The following is a 25506-nucleotide window of genomic DNA, read 5'->3' on the forward strand; positions in this document are numbered from 1 at the left end:
GCTTAGCCTCCGAATGCGCCCAGGAAGATGGCCGAAGCCGTCATCGCGGAGGTGAAGGGGATGATGACCGACACCCGCCGGTCGAATTCTTTATACCCGCGCGACGGCGCAATCACGATATCGCCCGGATACACCGGCAGGTTTTTGTAGCGGTAGTCGCCCTTCGCGGTGAGGTCGACGGTGATAATGTGGGTGTCCTCCCCCCGTTGCCGGAATATCTTGATGCAGGATTTATTCGCGTAGGCATCGAAGCCCCCCGCGCGGGCTACCAGGTCCAGCAGGTAGTTCTTCTCCTTATCTATTTTAACCACTGCCGGGGCCTTGAATTCGCCCATCAGGGTGATCTCCCGGTTCAGCACCTTAATATCGACGATGGGATTGAGCAGCAGCGTGCTCACCGAGTCCTTGATGCGTCGCTTGAGCTCCAGGATGGTCATATTCTCCACCTCCATATTGCCGAAGCGCGGCACCTCAATGGCGCCCTCGGGGTCTACCATGAGCCACTTCCCGTATACCTCATTGGAGTTGTAGATACCGTAGGTGGAGCCTACGCTCAGGTCGTCGTGCCCCCATACACTGATGCTGATCTTGTCGTCCTTCCGTATCGTGTACTGGTAGTCGGGATCGTACAGCAGCAGGCTGTACGCAGCGGCTACGGGATGCTCGTCCTTGTCCGCAGCGTGCACGAATAGGTTCTGGGTCTTGCAACCGGCCAGTAAACAAAGCGACAACGAAAGGATAAGTAGGGGAAGGTGTTTCACGGGGATTATTAGGCGGGAAGCTGTTTATCCGTTAGGCATCAGTTTACCGAGCAGCGATTTGGAGCGGCGCGACATCATCTCCCGTAGCCGCGCCAGGCGGTAGAGGGTGTGCTCGATGCGCTGGACTTCCGTGTCGCCCTTGATGATGTAGTCGAAGGCACCGTACTTCAGGGCGTCGAGGGCCGTAGCCATATCCTCCTGTCCGGACACCATGATGACCGAGGCATCCGGGTCGTAGCGCTTGATCTTCTTCAGGACTTCGAAGCCGGTCAGCTGCGACATGTCATGGTCGAGCAGGACGATCGCCGGATTGAGGTGGAGGTTATTCAGGCAGTCTACGCCGCTGTGGAAAAGGTGGGTGTCGCTGAATCCCAGATTGTGCAGGTGCTTCTGGTAGAGCGAGCAGGTAAAGGGATCGTCGTCGACGATGAAAACGGTTGAGTTAAGCAGGCTATCCATGGGGTGTTTTTTGCCGTTCACATAAGCGAAATCGGTGCCATTTTTTCAATATGCTGATTATCAGCTACTTAGTATTAATCCTTTCCTAAATCTGGTTTCCTAAATGGAAGCTCTCCAGATTTTGGAATAAACTCAGGCCTGTGCCAGGGAGTCGCTGAAGTCGACGCGAATGACGTCGATCACGCGATTGAGCGTTTCGGTCAGTTGCGCTACCTTTTCGGTAAGCACCGCGTGTTCGGGCGCTTCCGATTTGGCGTACAGTTCGATGTCCTTGGCTACGCCCTGCAGGCTTTCGATGCCCATGCTTTCGATACTGGGTTTGATCCGGTGGGCCGTTTTGGCGACGCATTCGTAATCCCGATCGGTCATAGCCTCCCGAATCTCCTCCAGGGCCGGCGGGGTCTGGTCGACAAAAATGCCGACCATACTCCGCACGAAGTCTTCGTCGCCCCGGCTCAATTCGCGCAACTTGGTCAGGTCGTAACCGGGCTTCTCGTTGTCCACTTCCGGCAGCTCTTCATCGCAGCTCGGACAAACGTAGCGGACCAGCGTGTCGAACAGGGCTTTCTCCTCGAAGGGCTTCGTGACGTAGTCGTTCATACCGATACTGAGGTAGAGATCGATATCTTTCTTAAAGGCGTTAGCGGTGACCGCGATGATGGGGACGTCCAGTCGGTGGCGCTCGCGGATGATCTTCGTTGTTTCTACGCCATCCAGCTCCGGCATCTGAATGTCCATCAGGATCACGTCGTAGCGGTTCGTCCGCAGCCGTTCGAGGGCGATCGCTCCGTTTTCCGCCTCGTCTACGGTACAGCCGAAGTGGGTCAAGCTTTTGGTAGCGATAAAGCGGTTCATCATATTATCCTCCACGAGGAGCACGTGTACGCCCCGTAGCAGGTGTTCGTTCTCGATGGTCGGTCCGGTGAGCATGTCGATGTTGCCCTTGGTCAGGCGCAGTTCGATGTAGAAGGTGGTTCCCCTACCCTTCTTGCTTTCCACGCTGATCGTTCCGCCCATCATTTCCACGATCTGCTTCGTGATGGACATCCCGAGACCGGTCCCGCCAAAGCGGCGCGAGGTGGACTTCTCCGCCTGGCTAAACTTCGAAAAGAGTTGTTTCATGTAGGCCTCATCCATCCCGATCCCCGTATCGGTGATCTCGATCCGGATCAGCTGACCGTCCCGGTCGTCGCTCAGGGCGGTGGCCCGCAGGTGAACGCCGCCTTCGAGGGTGAACTTGATGGCATTGTCCAGCAAATTGATCAGGACCTGCCGCAGCCGGGAGCTATCACCATTGTGGGCCTGCCAGATACGATCGTCGAGGTTGAAGTCGAGGTTGATCCCCTTCTTCTTTGCTTTCCCGTCGAGGATGCTACGGATATTGGCGATCAGGGCATCCAGGCTAAAATCGTGATCATCCAGCTCCAGTTCGCCGGCTTCGATCTTGGACAGGTCCAGAATGTCGTTCACGATGGAGAGCAGGTGGCGAGCCGCGGTATCGGTGTGGCTGAGGTAGGTGTGCTGTTTTGGCGATAGGTCTTCCCGCGACAGTTCCCGGATCATGCCGATGATGGCGTTCAGCGGCGTGCGGATCTCGTGGCTCATATTGGCCAGAAAGGCCTCCTTGGCGATGGAACCCTCTTCGGCGCGGGTCTTCGCCACGGCCAGTTCGGACTCCAGCATCTTCTGATCCGTAATATCGAGGAAGATGCCGATCGCGCCGACTAGTTCGCCGGAAGCCTTATAGTTGGGAGCCGTGGAAACGAACCACCAGCGCATTTCTCCCGCTTTATTCTTAACGCCGAGTTCGTACCCGTCGGCGGAGGTGCCGAAGCTGAGGGGGGCAGGCAGGAAAGCATCCGTGTCCTGGCCCAGCAACTCCTCCTCGCTGAAGCCGGATATATCGCAGAAGCACTGGTTGGCGAAGAGTACGGTCCGGTCCTTATCGACCTCCAGGAGCCCCAGGTTCATATTCGCGATGATGTTGCGGAACTTCTCTTCCTGGGAGCGCAGGCGGTTCTCGGCGGCTTTCCGGACCGAGATGTCCTTGATGAATCCGCAGAAGTATTGTTTCCCGTGCTGCTGGTAATTGACCACGATCAACTCAATGGGAAACTCCTTGCCCGCCTTGTTGCAGGCGGTCAGTTCCAGCACCTGGTTCATCACGTGGCTGACCTTGGTAGTGAGGTAGCGACGCATGCCGTTGCTGTGTGCCTCCCGAAGGTGGGCCGGAATGAACAGGTCACTCATCTGCTGACCGCGGGCTTCCTCCTGGGTCCAGCCGAAGAGCCGTTCCGCCTGAGGGTTCCAGAACTCCACGGCGCCCCGGTCGTTGGAGATCACGATGGCGTCGAGGGATGAATTCAGTACGAGCCGGTTGCGTTCCTCGCTTTCCCGCAGCACCTGCTGGTAACGCAATTTTTCCGTTACATCCGTATACTCCCAGAGGTGCCCCTTGTACAGGCCGTCGATCCAGATGGGCACGTAGTCCCTTTCCAGGATTTTACCATCCGCGGTCTCTAATACTTCGTTATATACCGCCACCTTGTTTTCCAGCAGGGTATCGATTCCACTGACAAAGCCTTCCGGATCCTTGAATAGGGCCTTGGATTGTTCGGCCGAGGAAGAGCAGTCCATTCCGATCAGATCGTCCGCGGCCACCGGAACGTGGAACAGCGAGCAGAAGGTATCGTTGGTGAATAGGATCTGCCGGTCCTCGTTCTCGACGAGTACGCCCGACTGCATATTGGTCAGCAGGGTCTTGAACAACTGAATATTGCGGGTCAGGTTTTCTTCCGTGACCTTGTTGCGGCTCACCTGATCCTTGATCCTTTCCGATAGCGCGACCAGGTTATCCTTTTGGTCATGCTCGTTATCCGGGCCGATCAGTTTGCTGACGGTCTGGTTTAGCTGCTCCAGTGTTTTGAGCCGCTGCCGGGCCAGGTTATCGAGTTGGTCATTTACCTCCTCGAATTCCATTTCACTCAGGCGAAATGCATTCTCGCGCAGTTCGCGGTCGTGATCGCAGGCTTCGTACGAGCTGTGAATACTCTTCAAAAATTTAGCCATCCGCTCGTCCTGCTGGTAGTCGGCGGGCAAAAATTTGTCGATCTGCTTTTGTAGTAACTTGTGGTACATGGGTGGTAGGCGAGAATAGTAAACTAAGGCAGTTCTTCGAGGCAGGTGATGGTCATGGTCTGGTTGTAGAGGACAGCTTCCTTACCCTCGGCCAGCGGTGCGATCTCTCCGTAGGAGTAGTATCCGGCCAGTGTAGTAGCGGGACCGAAAACATCGCGTACCGCTTCAATCTCTTCATCAACGCGGTCACCCAGCACAATCTTGCGGCCGACACAGCTGATCAGCAGCGCCACCTGGGGTTGGATACCATTGGATTGGCGTAAAGAACGTTCGGCGGCCGTTCCGGCGGCGTCGGTCAGCCGGTCCGTATTGGCCATCATAAAGCGGACGCGGCTGCCCTCCGGAATATCTCCGGCAAAGGTCATGCTCTGCTTCTCTTCGTCGACGCCCAGGATCGTGCGCACGAGGTGGCGGCCGTCCGCCAGTTGTATGGACAGGGGAAAGCGAAGGGCGGAACCGGGAAGACCGTCGGCGTGCTTACCGAGATATCGCTTGTAGGTGGCCAGGGCGTTTTTCCCGTCCATCTCGAATAGCTCGTTTCCCGTTGCCCGGGTCACCTGCCGCTCGAGGCCGAAGGGTTGCCATCCGCCGGCGCTACCGTGGGCTACCCGCAGCTTTTCCCCGTACAAACCGATGGCGACAATGCGACCCCGCCGGGGGGTATCGTTCAGCCCGACAAGCGTGTAATCGAAGTGAACGCCGTCGCCCGCCAGCCCGCCGGTGATGGGTATGCCGGCCGGAATAACCGAACGTATTCCCTTCGTTAGTTCGCTGCCGTTCACGGAGCTTCCGTCGGAAAGCACGAATACCAACCGCAGGTCGCCCGTGGGCAGATCCGCTACCAGCGACTGGCCGGCCGCGTGGCTGTCCTCATAATCCTGGGTGTCCACGCTGCGGTGCAGCACCTGCGTATGATCGAACGAAAAGGCCAGTATGGAAAGGCTATCGTCTGCCACGGTCGTATCGAATATTTCGCCGGCCGACGAGCACAACGCGACCGTTGCGTTCGGATAGCTTTTACTGAGGTGCCCCTGGAAGTTATCCCCTTCGAGCAGCGCTTTACTTCCAAAGCCCAGGACAAGGTTTACCGACTGGTCCACAGTAGCCGGGAGTTCTTCCCGCGATCGAATATGAAATTGATGGTGCTGCATGATCAGATGACAGAAACTTCTCCACTTTTTAGCATGCCGTAAATGGTCGACTTACCGACCTTGAGTTTTTCAGCTACCCGGCCGACGTTAGAATCGTAGGTATTCAGGTAGTGCTGTACGATTTCCCGGGTGTATTCCCGCAGGCTTTTTTCGCCGTAGTCGATCACCGAGGGGCCGGTCAGCCCGGAAAACTTCAGGTGCTCCACCTTAATTTGTCCGGTATCACTAAGCACGCAGGCCAGGTCGATGACGGCCTTCAGCTCGCGGACGTTACCGGGGAAGGCATGTCGTAGCAGCCGGTCCTTCGCGTCCGCGGTAAGGGTTATCCGTTCTACCCGGTTTTCCCGGGCGTACAGGTCGAGGAAATGATCGGCCAGCAGGAGAATATCCTCACCCCGCTTCCGTAGCGGCGGCAGGCAAACCGGCAGGCCGATGATGCGGTAATACAGGTCCTCACGGAATTTACCCTCCCGTACCCGGGTTTCCAGGTCACGGTGGGTAGCCGTCAGCAGGCGGGCGCGAAACTTGATGGGTTCGGTGCCGCCTACCCGGCAAAACTCCCGCTCCTGCAGGGCACGTAATAGCTTGGATTGGAGGTTCATGTCCATTTCGGCGATCTCGTCCAGGAAGAGCGTACCCTCGCGGGCGGCTTCGAAAAGACCGATCTTGCGGGCGGAAGCACCCGTAAAGGCACCTTTTTCGTGACCGAAGAGTTCGCTTTCCAGCAGCTCCGCCGGGATGCCGGCCGTGTTGATCGCCACGAAGGGCTGATCGGGCTGTGCTCCGCTGTAATGGATGGCTTTGGCCACCACCTCTTTTCCGGTCCCGGTTTCTCCGGTGATGCTGACGTTGATCCGCGAGCGGGCCGCCTTGCGCACCACCGTGTATACCTCCTGCATGGGGGCACTGCTGCCGATGATGGAGGTAAAGTGATATTTTTCTCCGAGCTGCTCGCGCAGATCGGCTACCTCCCGCTTGAGGTTGCTGGCCTCGCGGATATTGCGAATCGACCGCGCCAGTAATTCTTTCGTGTTGTCGTTCTTTACCAGGTAATCGTGGGCCCCGCGCTTGAGCAGGCTGACCGCGGTGTCGACGTCTTCCTGGCCGCTGGTGACGATAATCGCCGTGCCCGTTTCTCTCGCGCGAATGCGGTCGAATAGCTCGTCTCCGTCCATATCGGGCAGTCCGTAATCTATACTGATCACATCGGGCTTCCGGTACAATTCCTCCAGGCAGGCCTCAGCGGTGGTAAACAGTTCGACGGTATAGTCGGCCGCTGCGCTCAGGTGGTGCTGTAGCAGCCTCCCGTAGAATGGATCGTCCTCGACAATGAATACGGTGAACACGGTTTCAGGGATTAGTTAGGGATGCGCCGATAGCCGTAGCGTACATCCGGGGTTGGTGCGCTATAAAAAGCTACACCGGTCCGTAAGCGATGTTAAAACGATAAAAACGAGCAATCTATTTTCCAGCGGGCTATTTGCCCGAGGCGGCGGCCGATTTTCTCCGCTCCAAGATGCGCAGCTCCTCCCGTTGCTGGTGCATCGTCCGCTGCATCTGCAGCAGAGCGAAAAGGCCGAACAGGCACACCAGTATCGTGGCTACGCCACCCCACATCCCCATTGCGTAGGAAGCCACCATAGCGAGCAAAAACACGACGAAGACAATCTTCAGGATCCAATTGCGGACCAGCCGGTGGGTCGGATCGATCTGCATCAGGATATGGTGGATGTGGGAGTTGTCGGCGTAGAGGGGAGACTTACCCGCCGCCATGCGCTCGGCGAACACTCGTAACTCATCGAGGATCGGTAGTGCCAGAACGGCACAGGTACCGATGAGCCAAAAAGGAGCCTGCACATCCGCGCTGCCCCGTTCCAGCAGACTGATGCTCGCCCCGGCAAGGAGGAAGCCCAGGAACAGGCTCCCCCCGTCGCCCATGAAAATTTTGTTGATGCTGGAGGTGTTGTACTTCAGGAACGCCAACACGGCGGCCAGCGAAAGCGCGCAGAGCAGGGCGATGTCCAGGTGCCCCAGGAATAAGGCGGCTCCCCCCATCCAGCCGAAACCCGCCAGGAAAAGGGTGCCCGCCAGGCCGTCAATGCCGTCGATAAGATTGTAAGCGTTAACTACCCCAATGATGAACAGGAAGGTAAGGGCCTGTTGAACGTACACCGGCATTCCGCCCATGCCGATCATCTCGAATACGCCGTCGAAGTAGAAGCCGCGTATGCACAGGGAATACGCGCAGCAGGCCTGTATGGCCAGTTTAATCAGGGGACGCAAATCCACTTTATCGTCAACGATGCCGGTGATCAGCAGGACGCCGCCGCCCCCTAGCACGGTAGATAACAGCTCGGTAGCGAAGGGGCGGCCCGGCAGATTCACCAGCATGACGATCAGGATACCGATGGCCATGGCCGGTCCGCCGACCAGCGGAATACTATCGGTATGGACTTTGCGCTCGGAATTGGCCACGTCGAGCCAGTCGAGGTTCAGGGCCAACCGGCGTAGGTAGGGGACGATCATGTATACGATCAGGTACACCAGTAAAGCGGAGATGAGGATACGGAGTAGCATGACCGGGGGATTAATTTTCGTAAAACAAGCGGTGCGTGGCCAGGTGGCCCGCTCCGTGCTCGCGCAGCAGCTCGGGACTAAAATCCTGAAAGGAGGGGATAACGGCGGCCTTCACGTCCGTCTGGCAAGCACGCTGTACCAGGGCATGGTACTTGGTCGCGATGACCGACCAGCGGTAGCGGCGCTCGGCCACCTCCTGCATCGCCAGTCCGACGTGCTTCCACGAATCCGGGGAAGTGTGCCGCAGCAGTTCGGTCAATTCCGCCTCAGTGTCGAAGTAGTAGGCTTTGTCTTCGGTGGTCGTCCGGTTGTAGCTGACACCAAAGGCCATGATGGGCAGGCCCAGGTACATCGCTTCCACCAGGCTGGGGTTGGTTCCGCCGGCGCTGTGGCCGTGGACGTAGAGGCTGGCGTTGCCGCGGAGCAGATCGATCTCCCGCTGGTCGTAGATGGGGTCGAAAAGTAACAGGTTATCCAGGCCGGAGTAGCGTGCTTTCAGATCCTGGCCGAACTCGCTCTTCGCCCAGTTACCGACGACGACGAGGGGCAGTGGAGCTGATTTACTGAAGGCGTTCAGGATCAGTTCCAGATTATTCTCCGGCTCGATCCGGCACACTTTGAAAGCGTAGGGCTTGGCGAGAAAGGGGTAGCGATCGATGTCGGCGGGCTCCACGTCCACCTTCATGGTGTGGTCGGCACCGTACTCGATCACGTTGCTGAGGCTACCGTAACGCAGGGCGGTATAGTCTTGAATGGACTCATTGTCCGAGATGTCGCAGTGGGAATACTTCACCGCGATCTTTTCCGCCCAGTACAGGTACATGCGGGCGGGCCAGGACCACTTGTCGCGCTTCCACTCGATACCGTCGATGGAGATGATGATCCGTTTGTTCGTGAACAGCCGCACGAAGGGCAGGATCCACGCGCCGGCGACACCGAGGATAAGCAGCACGTCGGCGTAGAGCAGGGCGTGCAGGATCGACCAGGTATCGTAGGGGATACTCTGAACGCCGTTGGCCTCCAGGGGAAGGTAGTGAAGACGGGCATTCCGGTAGTGCGACTGCCGGTCAGCCGGAGCGTACTGTTTGCTGGAGCAGTAGACGGTCATGTCGTACTGTTGATCGAGCTGTTCGACCAGGTGGCTGGTCAGGGTTTCGAAGCCACCGTACTTGGCAGGCAGACCGACGGTGCCGATGATGGCGAGTTTTTTTCCCTCTTGCATAGGATCCGGATTTTGGACGGACTTACTTATTCAAATAGCGTTCCCATTTCGTAAGTAGCTATTTGTCAGATGTTTATTTATATAATACACTAAATGCTTTCCACCGCGTGGACGGGTTTCCGGGTCGTGGAAACGGCTGGGTCGAATACGGGAAGGATGCGTCTCAAAAAGTGCGGCTCTCTAAAATGAGCAACTTGTACCTGCGCTCCGCCGCAATGCTTTCGGTAGAGCTCCGGGTCCGCTTGCCACTCCCGTAGGCGGGCGGCGATGGCGGCGGTGTCCCGGCCGTCGATCTGGTAGCCTGCCTGGCCGTCAGGGACGATTTCGGCGATGCCCCCCACCGGCGGAACGATCACCGGCAGGCCGTAGGCCATCCCCTCCAGGGCGGTGAGGCCGAAGGTTTCGACCCACTCGTCGGGGCGCGACAGGTTCAGCACCACGTCGGCACGCCGGTAGAAGGGGTGGACGTCGGTCTGTGCGGGAAAGATCGTCAGGTTAGCGGGCAGCTGCTCGTGGCCGAAGTAGGCGTCGATATCCGTCTCCGAAGCATTGACCACCAGTTCGAAACGCAGTTCCGGGCAGTAGCGGGCCAGGTCCACATATTCGTTCACCCCCTTGTAGCGCTTGAGGGAGGCGACCATCAGCACGTTCTCCAGCCTTTCGGCAGGGGAATTATGGGCGGCGGAGCGCAGGATAAAGTCCTCCGGAATAGCATTCCAGATCACATGCCGGGGCTTATCCAGGGGCTCCTGACGGGCCAGGAAGTCCGATACGTAGATCACCTCCGTGGCACACAGCCGGACCCAAAGGAGCAGGAAGGACTTGAATATCTGCGGGCTGACGGAAGTTTCGTGCAGGTGGTAAACGACCCGCGCGCCCCGCAACCGCCCGAGGATAGCCCCGCCGAAGGGAAGCAGGGTATTAACGTAGACGGTATCCGAGGAGCGGATCCGGCTATACCCGGCCACGATGACGTACAACTGGGAAAACAGAAGCAACAGGAGCCGCCGGGGAACCGACTGAATGAAGTGGTAGCGGTTGTCGCGGAGTCGCACGCCGGGGATATCCGACAGGAAACCGGAGCCCGACAGGCTGGTGTGCAGTTCGACGGCGTGCCCTTCCCGGGCCAGTCCCTGAAGTACCTGGCGGAGTACTTTGGGACTACCACTATAGTCGTTGAGCAGGTGGAAAGCGTGAATTTTTGCCACGGGACGGAATTATACGCTTGCGTAAATGGACTGAAGGATCTCACCCTTCTTATCCCAGTGAAAGCGGTTCAGAAATTTTTCGCGGGCGGCCTCGCGCATTTGCTGGTAGCCGGCTCCGGCGTGGAGAATCTTCTCCAGCCCGTCGGCAAGGCGGCCGACCACCTCTTCGTACGAGTCTCCGTCCACTACGACCCCGCAGGAGGGATCGACGAAGCGGCCCGGGCCGCAGTTCTCCAGGGTCACCACCGGCACCCCGAAGGAGAGCGCCTCCGGTACGACCATGCCCGCTCCCTCGTGGGAGGGAAAGAGGAAGACCGAAGCCGACTTCATAATTTCCATCAGGCGGTCGCGCTCGATCCAGTCGATAAGCCGCACGCTTTCGTTGATTCCCAGCTTTTTGACCAGGGCGTCAATGCGATCTTTTTCCGGTCCTTTGCCGACAAGGGTCAGCGTGGCGCCGGACTCGGGGTGCCGCTTAAGGTAGTCGGCAAAGGCTTCCACGGCCAGATCGGGGCCCTTGAGGTGCACCAGCCGGCCGGCGAAAAGGATGTTGGGCGGCCCGGTGGGCGGTTCGGGCGACCATCCATAGTCCAGGTTGCCCACGTTGGGGAATACCTTGTGCGGTTGATTGGCCAGGCCCAGCGTATCGGGTACGCTGTCGTTCATGCACCAGATGTAGTCGGCCTTTTCCTTGGTCTTACGCAGGGCGCCGTTCCACTTCCAGAAGTAGTTTTTGATCGACCAGGTGAAGGCATTCTTGGCCCGGTCGGCCAGGGGCATGGTCCGGTTGAAGATGGAGGGGATGCGCGGGTGGTGGCCGATCGGTCCCCACACGAAAGGTTTACCGAGCTTCCAGAGGCGGCTGGGGGTCCAGTCGTTGTGAAAATTCAGGTTGTGGGCGATGTCGAATTCCAGCTTTTGGCGCCGAACAAAGTCTACGATCCCCCGCTGCCAGAGCAGGTAATAGAGCATGGCGCCGCGGCTGCCCCGTTTCCACCATCGCAGGTGCTTGGGCAGGTCGTAGTAGAGGTACCGAATGTTGGCGTAGACCGGGTCGGGGTGCTCGGCCATGTAGCGTTCGATGGCGGGGCGGTTATTCTCGCGGGTGACCGCGATCACCCGGTTGTAGCGGGCGGCCTGGTAGACGAAGTTCCAGCCCATACCGTCTTCGGAGCCCTTGTAGGGGTTGACGGCGTACGTAGTGGCCAGTATGGTTTTCATTCGGATTAGGTGTTGGGTAAAGGACAAACAGTTGGTCGATGTGTGTCTAGATCGCCCGGACCAGGGCAGTGGCGCTAATAGCGGGCCCCTCCGTTGTTTCCCGCTGTCCGATCAGGCGGGCGGGAACGCCGCCGATGATGCTGTACGGTGGAAAGGAGCGATTGACCACGGCGCCGGCGGCAATAACCGAGTGGGCGCCGACGGTCACGCCGTCCAAAATGGATACCCGGGAACCGATCCAGCAATCCTCACCGATGCGGATACCTTCCCTATTAACGCCCTGGTGACGTATCGGCGTATCCGGGCACGTAAAATGATGGTTCTCAGGGTGGCAGCTGAAATACTGACCGACGATGCAGTCGTCGCCGATCGTCAGTCCGCCGGCGCCGCCCAGGTAGGCATACTCTCCGATGCCGACGTTATTGCCGATGCGGATGTAGGTGCCGGGATTGTTCGGAGTCGTACTGACCACCACCTTGCTCCAGTCGCCGATGCTCACGTTGTTACCGAAGGTTACTCCTTCGGTGCCCAGCGCTTCGACGGAGGTACCGCGCCCCAGTTTGAGGTAGCTGCCGTAGCGCATCTTGTGCAGGTACCGGAAGCGGACCCCCTCCCCGAGGAGCATAAAGCGCGGATGGCGGCCGCGGAGCAGCAGGCGGAGCCCACGGAGGAAGGAGCGGGCCGTCGTCCAGAGAATGGACATCACCATGCGGTTGTCGAATCCTTCGGCGAAGGCAAACTGCGGGTTACGCAGGCGGATGAGGCGGGTAAGCAGCGACTTCATGATTAGCGAATGGCGGTTTTGAGGCTTTCTTCGATCGTAGTGAGGGTCTCGTCGAGGTGGATGTTCTCGAGGCTGGCGAATACCCGGTCGGGGTAGCTTTGCTGGCATTCGGCGAAGAGGGTGCGGTAGCGCGTGGTGAGGTCGACGATGGTCTCCCGGTCCAGTTCCTGCTTGCGGGCCAGGATGGTGTCGGCATCCGCGTAGAGGAAGAAATTGTAGCGGGGCTTCATCAGGAAGGGCAGGCCCCACCGCGGTACGAAGGCGGGCAGTTCGATGTTGCTGCGGCGCGCGTCGAGGATGAAGTCGTAATAGTAGCGATCGTAGACGACGGCGTAGCCCCGCAGTACGTAGCGGAAGTAGATGTACCACTGTCCCACCAGGTAATCGGCGAAGTAGTAGCCGAAGCGGAATATGGAGGAGAGCACGCTGCGGTTATTGCCGGTGCGGGGCAGGCGCTCGACGCTGCGTTGCTCGGCGCCTTCCTTACCGTGTACGTAAGCACTCAGGATGGGAAGCAGCGACGGACGGTGCCGCAGGACCTTGACCGGGCGGCGTATCCGCTTATCGATCAGGCCGGTCACTTCTCCGATGACGGTACTCTTACCGGCGCCGTCGACCCCGGAAAAGGTGACCAGATAGCCGCGATTGCTCCAGGCGGTGAACAGGGTATCACGGAGGTAGTCGAAGCGGTTGCGCCACTTTCGCAATCCCCGGTTTTCACGGCGGGGCAGGGCGGGCGCGGGGCCGGCCGCCACCTCGTATTTCTCCGGGATGGCCTGACCGTTGAGGCCATAAAAAAGGCGCAGGTAGTCGTCGGTGTCCTCCTGGTTCACCGTCACGAAGCCGTAGGGGTTGGTGCAGCCACGGGCAATCATGCCGGCGGCGTCCATGAAGACGGTCGCCTTACGCTTCAGGTTCCAGATCAGGTCGAGGTGGAGGAGCTGCCCGTCATTCAGAACGACGGCCAGGGAAGCCATGAAGCTCTTGCGGATCGTGCGGACCCGCTCTACGCCTGGTGCGCCGGCGAGCCATTCGATGATGCCGTTTGCGGAAGACCGCGACATCAGGATATCGAGATCGCTCTCCTGGGGTAGGTTCCGCGGATCCTGGTCCCCCAGTTTCAGTACGGCGTAGTCGACCTTTTCGAGCTCCCCGAAGAGGTTGCCGATCAACTCCGGGCGGGTGAGGCCGGCGGGTGCCAGGCACTGCAGGGCATCGGCCCATACGTCAAGTTGCCAGTGGATCTGCGGATGCCACTTCTCCTGCCGGGCGTATACCGTCGAATAGTAGGTAATATGGTGCAGCAGATAGAGGCGCAGATAGTAGTCTACGTCCACCCGGGCGGATCCGAAGACGGCCAGTTTGACCAGCGGGCTGAGTTCCGCGCGGATGTCCTGGTAGATGGCGGCCCAGCTTTTGCGGGCGACCATAATTCCCTGCTGGAGGTGAAAGTGGAAGAAGTCGTAGCCCACCGGCATGCCGTCGCGGGCCAGTTCCCAGTCGATGATGCCCAGCTGATCGCCGTCGGTTCGCAACGTGTTCCAGGGAGTGAAATCGCCGTGGGAGAATCCATAGCGGACGGTGGTTTCCGGATCGAGGGTAGCGGCCAGTTCGCCGAGTTTGGAAAGGAGCGCTGATGGTAGGCGCTCGTCTTGTTGCGCGTTTAAGTCCCGCAGGCACTTCTGTACGTCGCGCCACTCCGTCCACTGCCGCAGGGGACCGGATTCGGCGAACTCGGTGCGCAGCGCCCGTAGGGCCTCGGTATGCACGGAGGTCATCCGGTTCCACGTACCCCGGTCGGCCAGGCGTTGCATGCTCAGCTGATCGTTGCGGTACTTGAGTAGCCGCGGGAAAGCGAAGGGGAGCCGGTCACCGCGGTGGCTAAGGAAACGGAGGGCCCAGCCTTCGTTGTCGATGTTACGGCGCGAAGCGATACCCACCGCCGTTTTGACCACGGTATGCCGGTCCTGAATGAGCACCTCCTTGCGGTTGGGACCGACGGTGCCGGTGAATAGCGCCCAGGTATTGCCTTCCGTATCCGCCGGCGGATCAACCTCCATCGCCGAAAACACCAACCGCTGCAGTCGCAGTAAGAAGACGATCCGGACGAGCAGGCGAAAGGCGCGCTGGCGCAGACTCCCGGCGGGGTAAAAGCTCAGGAAGGTAGGTTCCGTGGCGCTTGCCGGCCAGATCCAGCGCGGGCTGCCATCCGGGTTAGCGATGTAAAGCGCGCGGACCTGGCGGTCCGTGAGTTGGATGGGATTGGAGAGGGAGACGGTTTTCATACTACGGGTGGTGATGCCCGTAACCTGCAAATACAATGACAAAAATCTAATCGCCTGATTTATAATTACTTACACGATATATTTTAGATGATCACTTCCATATTTTGGAAAGGGGTCCATGATTTGGAGGGTGCGGGGTGCGGGGATGTAATACATCCGCTAAATCCCTAAAGGGCTATCATCTGAAATCTGCGTTCGATCCGCGCCCAAAATCATTTGACCTGAAGGGAGTTCTTTTGCCCCTTGTACCGCGGAGCGAGAACCTATGTTACTCCCCTTTCTCCTCGATCTCCTCCGCCATCTGCCGCTCGACGATCTCGCTGTAGTAGCCGCCGTTCGCGAGTAGTTCCTCGTGGGTGCCCACCTCGGCGATGTGTCCCTGCTCCAGGACGATGATCTTATCGAAGGTCAGGTGACCGTAAATGCGGTGGGTGATGATGATGGAGGTCTTATCCTGCAGCGCCTCGTTGAAGTAGCCCAGGATTTGCTGTTCCGTATTGGTATCCACGGCACTGAGGCTATCGTCGAGTAGAACGATATCGGGGCGCTTGATGAGGGCGCGGGCGATACTGACGCGCTGCTTCTGTCCGCCGGAGAGGGTGACGCCCCGTTCACCTACGAGGGTATCGAAGCCCAGGGTGAGGCCTTCAATGTCTTTATACACCGCCGCGTATTTGGCGAACTGCTCGATCTCTTCATCGCTGGGATCGTGGTCGGCACCGAAGGCGATGTTGGCTTTGATGGTATCGGAGAAGAGGAAGACATCCTGGGGTACGTAGCCGATCTTACGGCGAAGGTTGGCCAGGCCGATCTCGCGGATGTCCTGCCCATCGATCAGGATGCGGCCCTCCGTCACGTCGTACATGCGGAGTAACAGATCGGCGACGGAGGTTTTTCCCGAACCCGTACGGCCGATGATGGCCAGCTTTTCCCCCGCCTTTAGGGTAAAGCTCAGCTTATCGATAGCCTTGATACCGGTATCCGGGTAGACGAAGGTGACGTTATCGAAGGTGATGTCCCCCTTGATGGCGCCCCGGTATTCGGGATCCGGGTCGGTGATGGCGGTCTCCGTGCTCAGGAACTCATTGATCCGCTTTTGGCTGGCGGCGGCCTGCTGCACGATACTGGCAATCCAGCCGATGGCGGTCACCGGCCAGGTCAGCATATTGACGTAGATCACGAATTCGGCGATGTTACCGGCGGAAATCTCCCCGGCTACCACCTGTAATCCCCCGACGTATACGGTGAGTACCGTGGCCGCCCCCACCATGAAGACCATGAGGGGGAAGAACCAGGCGTCCACCTTCGCCAGGTTGACGCTCATGTCCTTGTAGACGTCACTCTGGCCGGCGAAATACTGCTCCTGCTGCCGCTCCCGCACGTAGCTCTTGACCACCCGGATACCGCTGAAAACCTCCTGCGCGATGCTGGTCAGCTTGGACAACTGCTGCTGGATCAACGTAGACCGGGTATGGATGATGTTGCTCACGTAGTAAATGCTCACCGCCAGCACGGGCAGGGGGATGAGCGTATACAGCGTCAGCGTCGGACTCACCGCCAGCATGCTCACGATGACGAAGATGATCGTCGAGATCAGGTTGGCGCAGTACATCACGGCCGGCCCCAGGTACATACGCACCTTGTTGACGTCCTCCGTGATCCGGTTCATCAGGTCACCGGTGTTGTTGCGCTTGTAGAACTCCAGGCTGAGGTCCTCGTAATGGTCGAAAATCACCTCCCGCAGGTCATATTCGATGAGGCGCGACATTACGATGATGGTTTGCCGCGTCAGGTACAGGAAAAAACCCATGATGAGCGCGAGCAGCAGGACCAGCCCCGCAAAAAGCATCAGCGTATGACTGAGGATGCCGAAAAATTCCCCCTGCACCTCGAAGCCGTCGTAAATCCGGTAGGTATTGACGTAGTCGATCACCAGGTCCAGCGCCTCCCGGATCACCTGCGGTTGCAGCACCTGAAAGTAGTTGGAAATACAGATGAAGATGATCCCCAGCGCCAGCCGCCAGCGGTATTTCCAGAAGAATCGGTTGAGGAACTTGAGTTCGCGCAAAGAGGGGGGAATTCGGAGGTCGGGGATTTGAACGTTTGGTGGGGCGGATGGTTGCCCCCCTCAGGGTCCCGGAGCTCCAGCTCCGGGCAAAGCATGCACCGATCCGCTTCGGCAGACGAACTTCGCTACACTGCGTTCGGCGGACGAAGCTACAAACTCCGGCAAGCCTCCTCCAGCCACCGCAGTTCCTCCCCCTCCAGCAGCGGCGATACCCGCTCCCAAACCATGCGGTGGTAGTCGTTCAGCCATACTTTCTGCGCGGGGGAAAGCAGGGTTTCATCGATGAGCTGCCGGTCGATCGGGAACAGGGTGATCGTCTCGAAGTGCAGCCAGCCTTCCTCTTCGGATTCCTGCACCACCACCAGATTCTCCGTGCGGATGCCGTATTCGCCCTCCAGGTAGTAGCCCGGCTCGTTGCTGAGGACCATGCCCGGTTCGAGGGGGTACTGGGCAGACTGGGAGCGCGGATTGGGACTGATGCCCGCCGGCCCCTCGTGGACGTTGAGAAAGAACCCGACGCCGTGGCCGGTACCGTGACCGTAGTTCAGTTCGTGCTGCCAGAGGGGGCGTCGCGCGAAGCCGTCCAGCTGCACGCCGCTCGTTCCCCGGGGAAAGCGGGCGGTGGCCAGGTCGATGTGCCCCTGCAGCACCAGCGTAAAGTGCTCGCGCTGCTCGGCCGTGGGTTCACCCAGGGCGAAGGTGCGGGTAATGTCGGTCGTCCCGTTGTGGTACTGGCCGCCGCTGTCTAGCAGGAGGATACCCTCGGGACGGATCCGGGCCGCCCGCTCGGCGTTAGCGTGGTAATGCACGATAGCGCCGTTACCGTTGTAGCCGACGATCGGGTTAAAGCTCTCGCTAACGTAGCGATCGTATTCACCGCGCAATTCGGCCAGCTTCTCCCCCACCTCGTATTCCGTTACCCCTTCGGACAAGCGGGTATCCAACCAGCGCCGCAGCCGCAGCAGGGCGACCGCGTCGTGGGCCATCACCTCCCGAAGGTGTGCCAGCGCCGTTTCGTTTTTTCTTGCTTTCCATTTGGGGATGGGACTGGCCACCCCGCAGGATTCCATGCCCCCCGCCGCCGTGGAAAGCCACACTGAAGTTGATGCCGGATCGAAGCCGATATCGGCGTCCTGCGCGTTGAGGCGACGCAGGTACCGTTCCGTGTCGGCGTACGGCAGCCGCTGGAGGTTGTCCAGTTGCCCAGCCCACTTGGCCAGCGCTTCGGCCTGCTCGGCGAAGACGGCGTGATCTCCGCGGCGGCCGGCGATGAAGTAACCCACCATCAGGGGATTGAAGTCGATGTCCGTACCCCGCAGGTTCAGCAACCACGCCAGTTCGTCGAGGGCGCTCACCAGGTAGTAATCCAGCCCCTCGTCCTGCATCCAGCCGGTGAGTTGATCCAGGCGATCTTTCCAGTTTTCGCCGCTGAACTCGGCCAGGTGCTCGCTCACGGGCCGGTTGGGCAGCTCGGGACGATCTTTCCACACCAGTCCGATGAGGTCGTAGTCGGTCTTCAGATGCAGTTCGGCCTTCTTCAGTTTTTTCTTCAGTTGCTGGGCGGCGCGGGCACTGAATACCCGGCCGTCCACGCCCACCGTCTGTCCGCTCATCAGGTGGTCGGCCAGCCAGTCGGCATACTCCGGGGTATGCGGTGTCTTCAGCTTCATGAGTTGGATGCCCGTCCCCGCCAATTCTTCTTCGGCCTGGAGGAAGTAGCGGCTGTCCGTCCACAGTTTAGCCTCGTGGAGGGTGACGACCACCGTTCCGGCAGAGCCCGTGAAACCACTGATCCATTCGCGTGATGCCCAGCGCGGGGCGGGGTACTCGCTCTGGTGGGGGTCCGTGCTGGGGATAATGTAGGCATCGAGCTGGTATTCCAGCATTTCCTGGCGAAGGGCGGAGAGTTTATCGGGTACGGTCATCACGTTAATTTTGCGGCGGAGCGCAGGATAGATAGTTGTAAGAAAAAGGTTAGCTTGGTTACATGTTCAGGCATTGCCACCTGCAAACCCTATTCACATGAATCACTACACCTATCGCCTTGGTCCGGCTATTCGCGCCGCCGCCGTCAGTTTTCTTTGCGTCCTACTTCTGTGGTGGTTGACGGGTCGCCTCGGGGTCGACGATACCCGCACCCTACTGGGCCTTGCCTTAGCTGGAGGGTTGATCTTCCTCTTTCAGTCCGCTTACATCTTCAACCAATTCCTGGTGCTGGAGGGCAACCGACTGGTAGTACGCCGCCGTCTCGGCGCCGATAAAGCAATTCCCCTCTCCGACATCCTTCGGTTTCGGATCGAGGAGAACCCCGGGCTAGGGTGGCGCCCCGTGCGCGAGATGATCGTCTACCATTCCGAAGGCAAGACGCGCTTTAACGTAGGCGACCTGAGCGAAGCGGATCGCTTCGTACGGGAACTCGAAGCCAGGCTCGACGGTACCGGGCGGCAGTTGGACGGGGAGGACTCCCAGCGGGAGAAGAACTTCCTTCACCGGCAACTGGACCGTCTTTACCGCTAGTGGCCGGCGAGTCCGTAGCTTTGGCCCGTGTTTGACTTCGACCGCATCATCTCCCCCGATTTTAACCGGCCATTGGACGCCTACCGCAGCCCCGAGGGCGTCTACAATTTCCTAACCGAAGACTCGCGGGCGGAAAATTACGTCGAGCACTATCACCTGGATGCGCTGGAGTCCGATTACTTCGCCCCGATCGAGGATGGGGCCACCCGCCACGAGAGCGATCGGCTGCACGGGGAATTGCTCCGCCTCATCCCGGAGGCAGCGGATACCGTACTCGACGTCGGCTGCGGTGGCGCCTGGGTCGCCCGCGAGCTGCTGCCGGTAAAGCGGGCCGTGATCAGCTTCGACCTCGCCATTCGAAACACCACGGAAGCAATCAAGCGCTACCCCGCCCCGAATCACTTTGCCGTAACCGGCGATGCCTTCAACTTACCCTTCCGCGACGGGTCCATCGACGCGATCCTCTCCTCGGAGGTCATGGAACACGTTCCCGACGTGCCCCGCTACCTGGAAAACCTGGTCCGGGTGGTTCGGCCCGGGGGCACGATCGTCATTTCCACGCCCTACAACGAACGGATCCAGTACTCGCTGTGCATCCACTGCAACCGGCCGACGCCCCTTCACGCCCACCTGCACAGCTTCAACGAGCGCCTGGTACAGGATCTACTAAATCCCTTCGCCGACCGGATCACGTACCGTACCCAGACCCTTTCCAATAAGGTCCTCCTGATGTTACAGACCCACAAGCTGCTGCGTCACCTGCCCCATGCCGCCTGGCGCTCGGTTGACACGCTGGCCAACCGCGTGCTGAATAAGCCGGCACGTTTACTGATCGTCATTCGGAAACGGGGGTAAATCGCCCGTCGTCTGTCCAGCGCTAGCTGGTCCGCCGACGGGTCCAGCTGACCCGCCCCCCGGGCAGACGAGCTACCGCTCGGCGGACCGGAAGGCTACCGCTCCGCCGACGGGCTACACCACCAGATAGTACGCTCCGAACAGCCCGATCAGGTATAGTCCGTACCACCGCAGATCGGCGTAGCTGCGCCAGGAAGTTTTCGTCCGGTATCGCAGGTAAAGTACCAGGCAGATCTCGTGAAAGTAGCTGGCAATCACCGTCGCCCAGATGATTCCCAGCAGGCCGTAGCGGGGGGCCAGCAGCAACGATAGGATGATGTTTACACCAAGTTCCAGCAGCGCCCAGAGGTACAGCCGCTTGGTCTGTCGCAGGGCGGTGAGTACCGTCATGGCGAATACGAGCCGGCAGCCGACCACCAGCAGGTAAGTGCGGAAAACCGGAAGACTTTCGGCGAAGGTATCGGTGAACAGGACCGTCCACCACCAGTCGGCCGTAATCATCATGATAAGCGTAAGGCCGAAAACGTAATGGAACAACTTCCGTGACTGGTGTCGGAGCAGATCCAGCCCGGATCCCCGTTCCCGAGCGATCAGCGGAATCGTAACGACGGTCATCCCGCTGATCAGCGCCGCCAGGAAGGGAAGCTCCCGCACGCCGTAGCGGAAAACGGCAAAGGTGGCCTGGTCGCCATCCGACCAGTAATTGACCATCCAGGGGTCGACGGCCACGGCCAGGGTAGCCACCAGCGTGTAGGCAATTAGCGGTGCACTTATTTTCCCCCATTCCCGCACGTCGGTGTAGTCGCCCGGGTCCCGTTCCGGTACAATGGGTGAGGTAAACCACGTCCACGTTCCGATGGCGAGCAGCTTTATACCTGCGTATACCGCCAAAAACCGCATCGCGTCCAGCATGTCGTACCCCAGGTACAGTGGCAATAACAGGGAAAGTATCAGGCTCAGGGCGTTCACCACCGCGAAGCCCAGCAGCAGGCTTACCCGACCGGTCAGGAGCAGGGTCTGCTCGAAGCAGTAAGCGGGCCACCGGCTCAGGAGCAGGACGAAAAAAAAGTACCATCCGAGCGGAGGATCTTCCAGCTGAAGTAACCGGAAGAAGGGCGTATGAAATCCGGCGGCCAGCAACAGGACAAGGGCGGACAACAACGTAAATACCCCGATTGACCTGTGTGCGAACAAGCTGGCGTAGGGTTCATTGAGTTCACCCATGCGCACTAAAAACCCCTGCAACAGACCGCTCGTCCAACTAAAGCCGAGCAAATACCCGATAAAGATCAGCGACTCCCACTCCCCGATGGCCGCCCGGGACAGACCGAGTCGGGGCAGGGCGAGTGCGATAAAGATGTACGCCCCCTGCCGGGCAGCCTGGGTAAACTGACCGGCCCGGACGAGGGTATTAGAGGTCAACCGTATGGTGGGTAAATTTCAGCCCGTACTGCTCCATTTCTTCCAGGACCGGCTCATACACTTCCCGCATGGTGGGGATGTGCACACCCGTAGAGTGGATCTTCTGCTGCGTCATCAGCCGCACGAAAATACCGAGCGGCAGACCGACCAGACGCGACATGGCCGTGTCCTTGGCATTTTCCCCCTTCATCACCAGATTGGATACGTCGCGTTTTTCCTTGCCGTCGAGTTCGTAGTCGATCTGGTGCTGCATGACGATCAGGTCCTTATCGTCCGGTTGAAGTTTCCACTTGTCAAGGAGCAGATTTTCGAGAATAAGGGCCGGCGTGGCGCCCTTCAGGCGGATGCGCTTCTTCCGGAAGAGCCCGAGCCAGGTCAGTCGTTTCATCACCTCGCCCTTCGGTTCCAGCTTGAGCATGGCCGCGATACGGTCCTTCACCGAGCCGGCGCCGCTGGGGGCCAGGGCCTCCATCAGTTCGTGGTAGGTGATATTGGCGCTGTCTAGGATGGGGAAGTCGCCGTCCGTCATGCCGATACGGACCAACGCATTCCAGGCGGCGCAGTAGCCGGGATAACGGAGTGTTCCGCGCAGGATGGTCGGAATATCATTGAGGCCGTACTGATCGCGGTAGAGCAGGCTGTCCCGGTTGGCGTAGGCCTCGAATTTACCGATGCCGTCGACCTCTACGTTCCAGGTATTCTGGAAAAGGCGGTAGTAGGGCAGGTATTTGAGTTTACCCTCGTCCAGGTATTGGGCGGTACCCTGGCCGGCCAGCACGACGTTGCGGGGGTTCCAGGTAAATTTATAACCCCAGGGGTTGTCGTTGCTTTCCGGAGAGATCAGCCCCCCGGTAAACGATTTAAAGGCGGTCACTTTACCCCCCATCTCCCGGATCGCGTTGATGCGCTGCATCGCGGACATATGATCGATGCCCGGATCGAGGCCCATCTCCCCCATGAACATGAGTTCGCGGTTGCGGGCCTCATCGCCGAGTCGGTACAGCTCCTGGCTGACATAGCTGGCGGTCACCAGGTGCTTCTTCAGGCGAATGCATTCCTGCGCCACCTCGATGTGGAGGTGCGCCGGCAGCAGGGACACGACGATATCCGACCGGCCGATGAGTTCCCGGCGATCGTTGGTCTTGGTCACATCCAGCCAGGCGGTCTGCCCGCGGGGGTGCCCGTTGACCTTCTCGGCGGCTACGGCGGGGTCGGCATCGGCGACGGTTACGTTCCAGCCCAACTCCTCGCTGTTTTCGAGCGCGTAATTGATGAGAGCCGTGGAGGAGCGACCCGCGCCTATTATTAGTATTCTGGAGGACATGGGAGCAAAGATAGTACGGTAGTCTTTAGTCGATGGCTGCGCCATCGGGGTAGTACAATAGAAGGAAGTTGCAGGGTAGTCGGTAGTCTTGGCTGCGCCAAGGAGTAGTACGGTAGTCGTTGGTCACGTCGTCGGAGCAGGGGAATAGGAAAATGTGAGCGTATTCCACATTAGATCGCCATCTACTAATGGAATGACTTTGGCTAATTCATCATGCAATCGGTACCCGCGGATTACCCTTATGCTACCTGAATATCAATAATATAGACGTCATTAATCATCTTAGTGCAACCCTGAGAATCTGATTACGAATAGATAAACGTTTTTAAACGATTATAATCGCAAGTATACGTTTAATTGACGGCTACGAGCACATACTGTTTTGAAGTTTGCAGGAAAAACAACCGTATGCAATCCTCTAAATTCAGACGATGGCTGGCGTACCAAAAAGCGCTCGCGCTGTGCATTACAATCGAAAAACTGACGCGGACATTTCCCGTCAAGGAAGAGCGGCGATTATCGGATCAGATCATCCGCTCATCCCGGTCAGTTTGTGCTAACCTTGCGGAGAGCTACGGAAGGCGAGCCTATCCCAAACACTTTCAAGCCAAGATTGCAGATTGTATAGCCGAAAACTACGAGACTCAGGTTTGGCTAGACATCGCCGCGGCCGACCGGTACCTATCAGATACGCACTACCGAATATATGTTAGTGCATCGGAAGAGGTAGGGAGGTTACTATCGTACATGCAAAGAACCCCAGCGCAATTCACGCTGCCCCCAAATAGAAATGCCGACGGGTAAGAACCTACCGTACTACCCCGCTGCGGAGCACCGACTACCGACTAAAAGAATCTCAATTGGCGAGGCCAATTAAGATTCGACCGCCTCCTCCTCAAGGATAGTATCATCCACCAAAACGCGGCTACAGTGTTCGCAGGCCATAAGGCGCTTGCGCTGGCTGATCTCGAGCTGCTGCTGGGGCGGGATGGCGTTGAAGCATCCGCCGCAGGCATTCCGCTCGACGGTGACGACGGCCAGGCCGTTGCGGTAGTTATTGCGGGTCTTGTCGTAGGCGCGCAGAAGGCGATCCTCGATGAGCTTGCGCTGCTTGTCCGACTGGCGGCGGAGCTTCTTCTCTTCCTTTTCTGTCTTGGCGATGATGCTCTTCAGCTCTTCCTGCTTGACGTCGAGAAGTTTGAGCTTGGCATCGCGACGCTCCTTGGTGGCGTCGAGGGTAGCGGTACGGGCTTCGAGGTCCTCGCTGGCGGTCTTGGCCTTCTTCTGGCTAAGCTGGATCTCCAGGCGCTGCATCTCGGTCTCCTTCATCAGGGCCTCGTACTCGCGGTTATTCTTGACGTTGTTCATCTGCTCCTCGTAGCGGCTGATGAGCATGTCGGATTCCTTCATATTGGCCTCGTGGCGGCCGATCTCGGTCTTGAGCTCATCGACTTGGCCCTCGGTGCGGCTGATGCGGGTCTCGAGTCCGGCGATCTCGTCTTCCAGGTCGCTGACCTCCATGGGAAGCTCGCCCTTCAGGATCTCGATTTCGTCGATCTGGGAATCAATTAATTGCAGGCGATACAGTTCGCGCATTTTTTCTTCAACCGTCAAGTCGGTGGGGGCAGCAGCAGCCATGCAGAATATCTTTAATGTTAGTGACAGGGTCCTATCCGATAGCGTAGCGGACCGGATTGGTGTTCCGCTCCGTCGAAAGGACCGCAAAGGTAGTAAATTCTTTAGTTAACAACTCCGCAAGTAATTGAGTTGTAAACTGTTCGCTTTCGTAGTGCCCGATGTCGCAGATCACGATCTCCCCGTCGGCGTCGAAGAACTCGTGGTATTTGTAGTCCGCCGTCACGAATACCTGCGCCCCCGCCCGCTTTGCGTCCGCCAGCAGGAAGCCGCCTGCGCCCCCGGCCACGGCCACCGTTTTTACTTCCCGATCCAGCAGCTCCGTGTGGCGTACGACCGGTACCTGCATTTTATCCCGCAGCGTAGCCAGAAAGGCTGCTTCGGTAACCGGCTCGGCCAGCGTACCCACCATTCCCGATCCAACGGTTCCCTCCTCGTTTTTCGCGCGCAGCAGCCGCAGATCGTTCAGTCCCAGCCGCTGGGCGATGCGCTCGTTCACCCCCCGGTGGCGGACGTTGTCCAGGTTCGTATGGATAGCGTAAATCGCCACGCCGGTCCGTATGGCCTTGATCACGGTCCGTTCCACGTAGTTGGCTCCGTTCAGCCGTTTCAGCCCCCGGAATACGATCGGATGGTGGGCGACCACCAGGTTACATCCGCGCTCCACCGCCTCGTCAATGATGGCCTCGGTGCAGTCCAGGCTCGTGAGCACACCGGTCACCTCGGTCTGCGGGTCACCCACGATCAGGCCGGCATTGTCGTAGCTCTCCTGCAGGTGCGGGGGGGCTATGCTTTCTAGGAAGTCGGTTACTTTTTGGATGGTTGGCATGGGTGCGGGGTGCGGGGTGCGGGGTGCGGTAGTATAACGGTTTCCCGGAA

At 58.9% G+C, this 25506-nt stretch carries 20 protein-coding genes; 3 read left to right on the top strand and 17 right to left on the bottom strand.

Going from position 1 to position 25506, the window contains the following annotated elements; translation table 11 throughout:
* Positions 1-2: 2 nt before the first annotated feature.
* The 13 genes from DRW39_RS06690 to DRW39_RS06750 form a co-directional block, all read right to left on the bottom strand.
* Positions 3-761, bottom strand: a complete 759-nt coding sequence (locus DRW39_RS06690) for a polysaccharide biosynthesis/export family protein (protein ID WP_157975974.1) — start codon at positions 759-761, stop codon at positions 3-5.
* Positions 762-785: 24 nt separating this feature from the next.
* Positions 786-1220: a response regulator gene (locus tag DRW39_RS06695; protein ID WP_116106238.1), complete on the bottom strand. Its 435-nt coding sequence runs from the start codon at positions 1218-1220 to the stop codon at positions 786-788.
* 132 nt (positions 1221-1352) lie between these two features.
* Positions 1353-4358, bottom strand: coding sequence for a PAS domain S-box protein (locus tag DRW39_RS06700; protein ID WP_116106239.1), 3006 nt, complete (start codon positions 4356-4358; stop codon positions 1353-1355).
* Between the two features lie 23 nt (positions 4359-4381).
* Positions 4382-5509 carry an FIST signal transduction protein gene (locus DRW39_RS06705; protein WP_116106240.1) on the bottom strand — a complete coding sequence of 376 codons (1128 nt, stop codon included), beginning with the start codon at positions 5507-5509 and terminating at the stop codon, positions 4382-4384.
* 2 nt (positions 5510-5511) lie between these two features.
* Entirely contained in the window at positions 5512-6855 is a 1344-nt protein-coding gene (locus DRW39_RS06710; protein WP_198664811.1) for a sigma-54-dependent transcriptional regulator, read from the bottom strand.
* Between the two features lie 130 nt (positions 6856-6985).
* Positions 6986-8086: an MraY family glycosyltransferase gene (locus DRW39_RS06715; RefSeq protein ID WP_116106242.1), complete on the bottom strand. Its 1101-nt coding sequence runs from the start codon at positions 8084-8086 to the stop codon at positions 6986-6988.
* Positions 8087-8096: 10 nt separating this feature from the next.
* A complete protein-coding gene (locus DRW39_RS06720; RefSeq protein ID WP_116106243.1) occupies positions 8097-9308 on the bottom strand; it encodes a DUF1972 domain-containing protein in 1212 nt (403 codons plus the stop codon).
* 89 nt (positions 9309-9397) lie between these two features.
* Positions 9398-10516 carry a glycosyltransferase family 4 protein gene (locus DRW39_RS06725; RefSeq protein ID WP_116106244.1) on the bottom strand — a complete coding sequence of 373 codons (1119 nt, stop codon included), beginning with the start codon at positions 10514-10516 and terminating at the stop codon, positions 9398-9400.
* Positions 10517-10525: 9 nt separating this feature from the next.
* A complete protein-coding gene (locus DRW39_RS06730) occupies positions 10526-11737 on the bottom strand; it encodes a glycosyltransferase family 4 protein (protein ID WP_116106245.1) in 1212 nt (403 codons plus the stop codon).
* Positions 11738-11783: 46 nt separating this feature from the next.
* Positions 11784-12521, bottom strand: a complete 738-nt coding sequence (locus DRW39_RS06735; RefSeq protein ID WP_116106246.1) for an acyltransferase — start codon at positions 12519-12521, stop codon at positions 11784-11786.
* 2 nt (positions 12522-12523) lie between these two features.
* The gene (locus DRW39_RS06740; protein ID WP_157975975.1) at positions 12524-14806 is read right to left on the bottom strand and encodes a phosphotransferase; all 2283 of its coding nucleotides are present in this window, start codon (positions 14804-14806) and stop codon (positions 12524-12526) included.
* A gap of 268 nt (positions 14807-15074) precedes the next feature.
* The gene (locus DRW39_RS06745) at positions 15075-16874 is read right to left on the bottom strand and encodes an ABC transporter ATP-binding protein (protein WP_116106248.1); all 1800 of its coding nucleotides are present in this window, start codon (positions 16872-16874) and stop codon (positions 15075-15077) included.
* A gap of 149 nt (positions 16875-17023) precedes the next feature.
* Complete coding sequence (locus tag DRW39_RS06750) at positions 17024-18799, bottom strand: aminopeptidase P family protein (protein WP_116106249.1); 1776 nt, start codon at positions 18797-18799, stop codon at positions 17024-17026.
* Between the two features lie 97 nt (positions 18800-18896).
* On the opposite strand from DRW39_RS06750, the gene DRW39_RS06755 reads away from it, so the two are divergent.
* Positions 18897-19391, top strand: coding sequence for a hypothetical protein (locus DRW39_RS06755; RefSeq protein WP_116106250.1), 495 nt, complete (start codon positions 18897-18899; stop codon positions 19389-19391).
* 27 nt (positions 19392-19418) lie between these two features.
* Positions 19419-20246 carry a class I SAM-dependent methyltransferase gene (locus DRW39_RS06760; RefSeq protein ID WP_116106251.1) on the top strand — a complete coding sequence of 276 codons (828 nt, stop codon included), beginning with the start codon at positions 19419-19421 and terminating at the stop codon, positions 20244-20246.
* Between the two features lie 114 nt (positions 20247-20360).
* Here DRW39_RS06760 and DRW39_RS06765 read toward each other — a convergent pair whose 3' ends face one another.
* Together DRW39_RS06765 and DRW39_RS06770 are read right to left on the bottom strand one after the other, a co-directional pair.
* Positions 20361-21668 (bottom strand): lipopolysaccharide biosynthesis protein, encoded by a 1308-nt coding sequence (locus tag DRW39_RS06765; protein ID WP_116106252.1) that lies wholly within the window; start codon positions 21666-21668, stop codon positions 20361-20363.
* Positions 21658-22992 (bottom strand): saccharopine dehydrogenase C-terminal domain-containing protein, encoded by a 1335-nt coding sequence (locus DRW39_RS06770; RefSeq protein WP_116106253.1) that lies wholly within the window; start codon positions 22990-22992, stop codon positions 21658-21660. The genes DRW39_RS06765 and DRW39_RS06770 overlap by 11 nt, the downstream gene beginning before the upstream one ends.
* Positions 22993-23400: 408 nt before the next feature.
* Here DRW39_RS06770 and DRW39_RS06775 point away from each other — a divergent pair, with 408 nt between their 5' ends.
* Positions 23401-23796 carry a four helix bundle protein gene (locus DRW39_RS06775; RefSeq protein WP_116106254.1) on the top strand — a complete coding sequence of 132 codons (396 nt, stop codon included), beginning with the start codon at positions 23401-23403 and terminating at the stop codon, positions 23794-23796.
* A 69-nt stretch (positions 23797-23865) separates the two neighbouring features.
* On the opposite strand, the gene DRW39_RS06780 is transcribed toward DRW39_RS06775, so the two are convergent.
* Entirely contained in the window at positions 23866-24630 is a 765-nt protein-coding gene (locus tag DRW39_RS06780; protein WP_116106255.1) for a zinc ribbon domain-containing protein, read from the bottom strand.
* A 31-nt stretch (positions 24631-24661) separates the two neighbouring features.
* Positions 24662-25456, bottom strand: coding sequence for a Nif3-like dinuclear metal center hexameric protein (locus DRW39_RS06785; RefSeq protein ID WP_116106256.1), 795 nt, complete (start codon positions 25454-25456; stop codon positions 24662-24664).
* Between the last annotated feature and the right edge of the window lie 50 nt (positions 25457-25506).

The sequence above is a fragment of the Lewinella sp. IMCC34191 genome (assembly GCF_003390935.1).
Lineage (GTDB): Bacteria > Bacteroidota > Bacteroidia > Chitinophagales > Saprospiraceae > Neolewinella.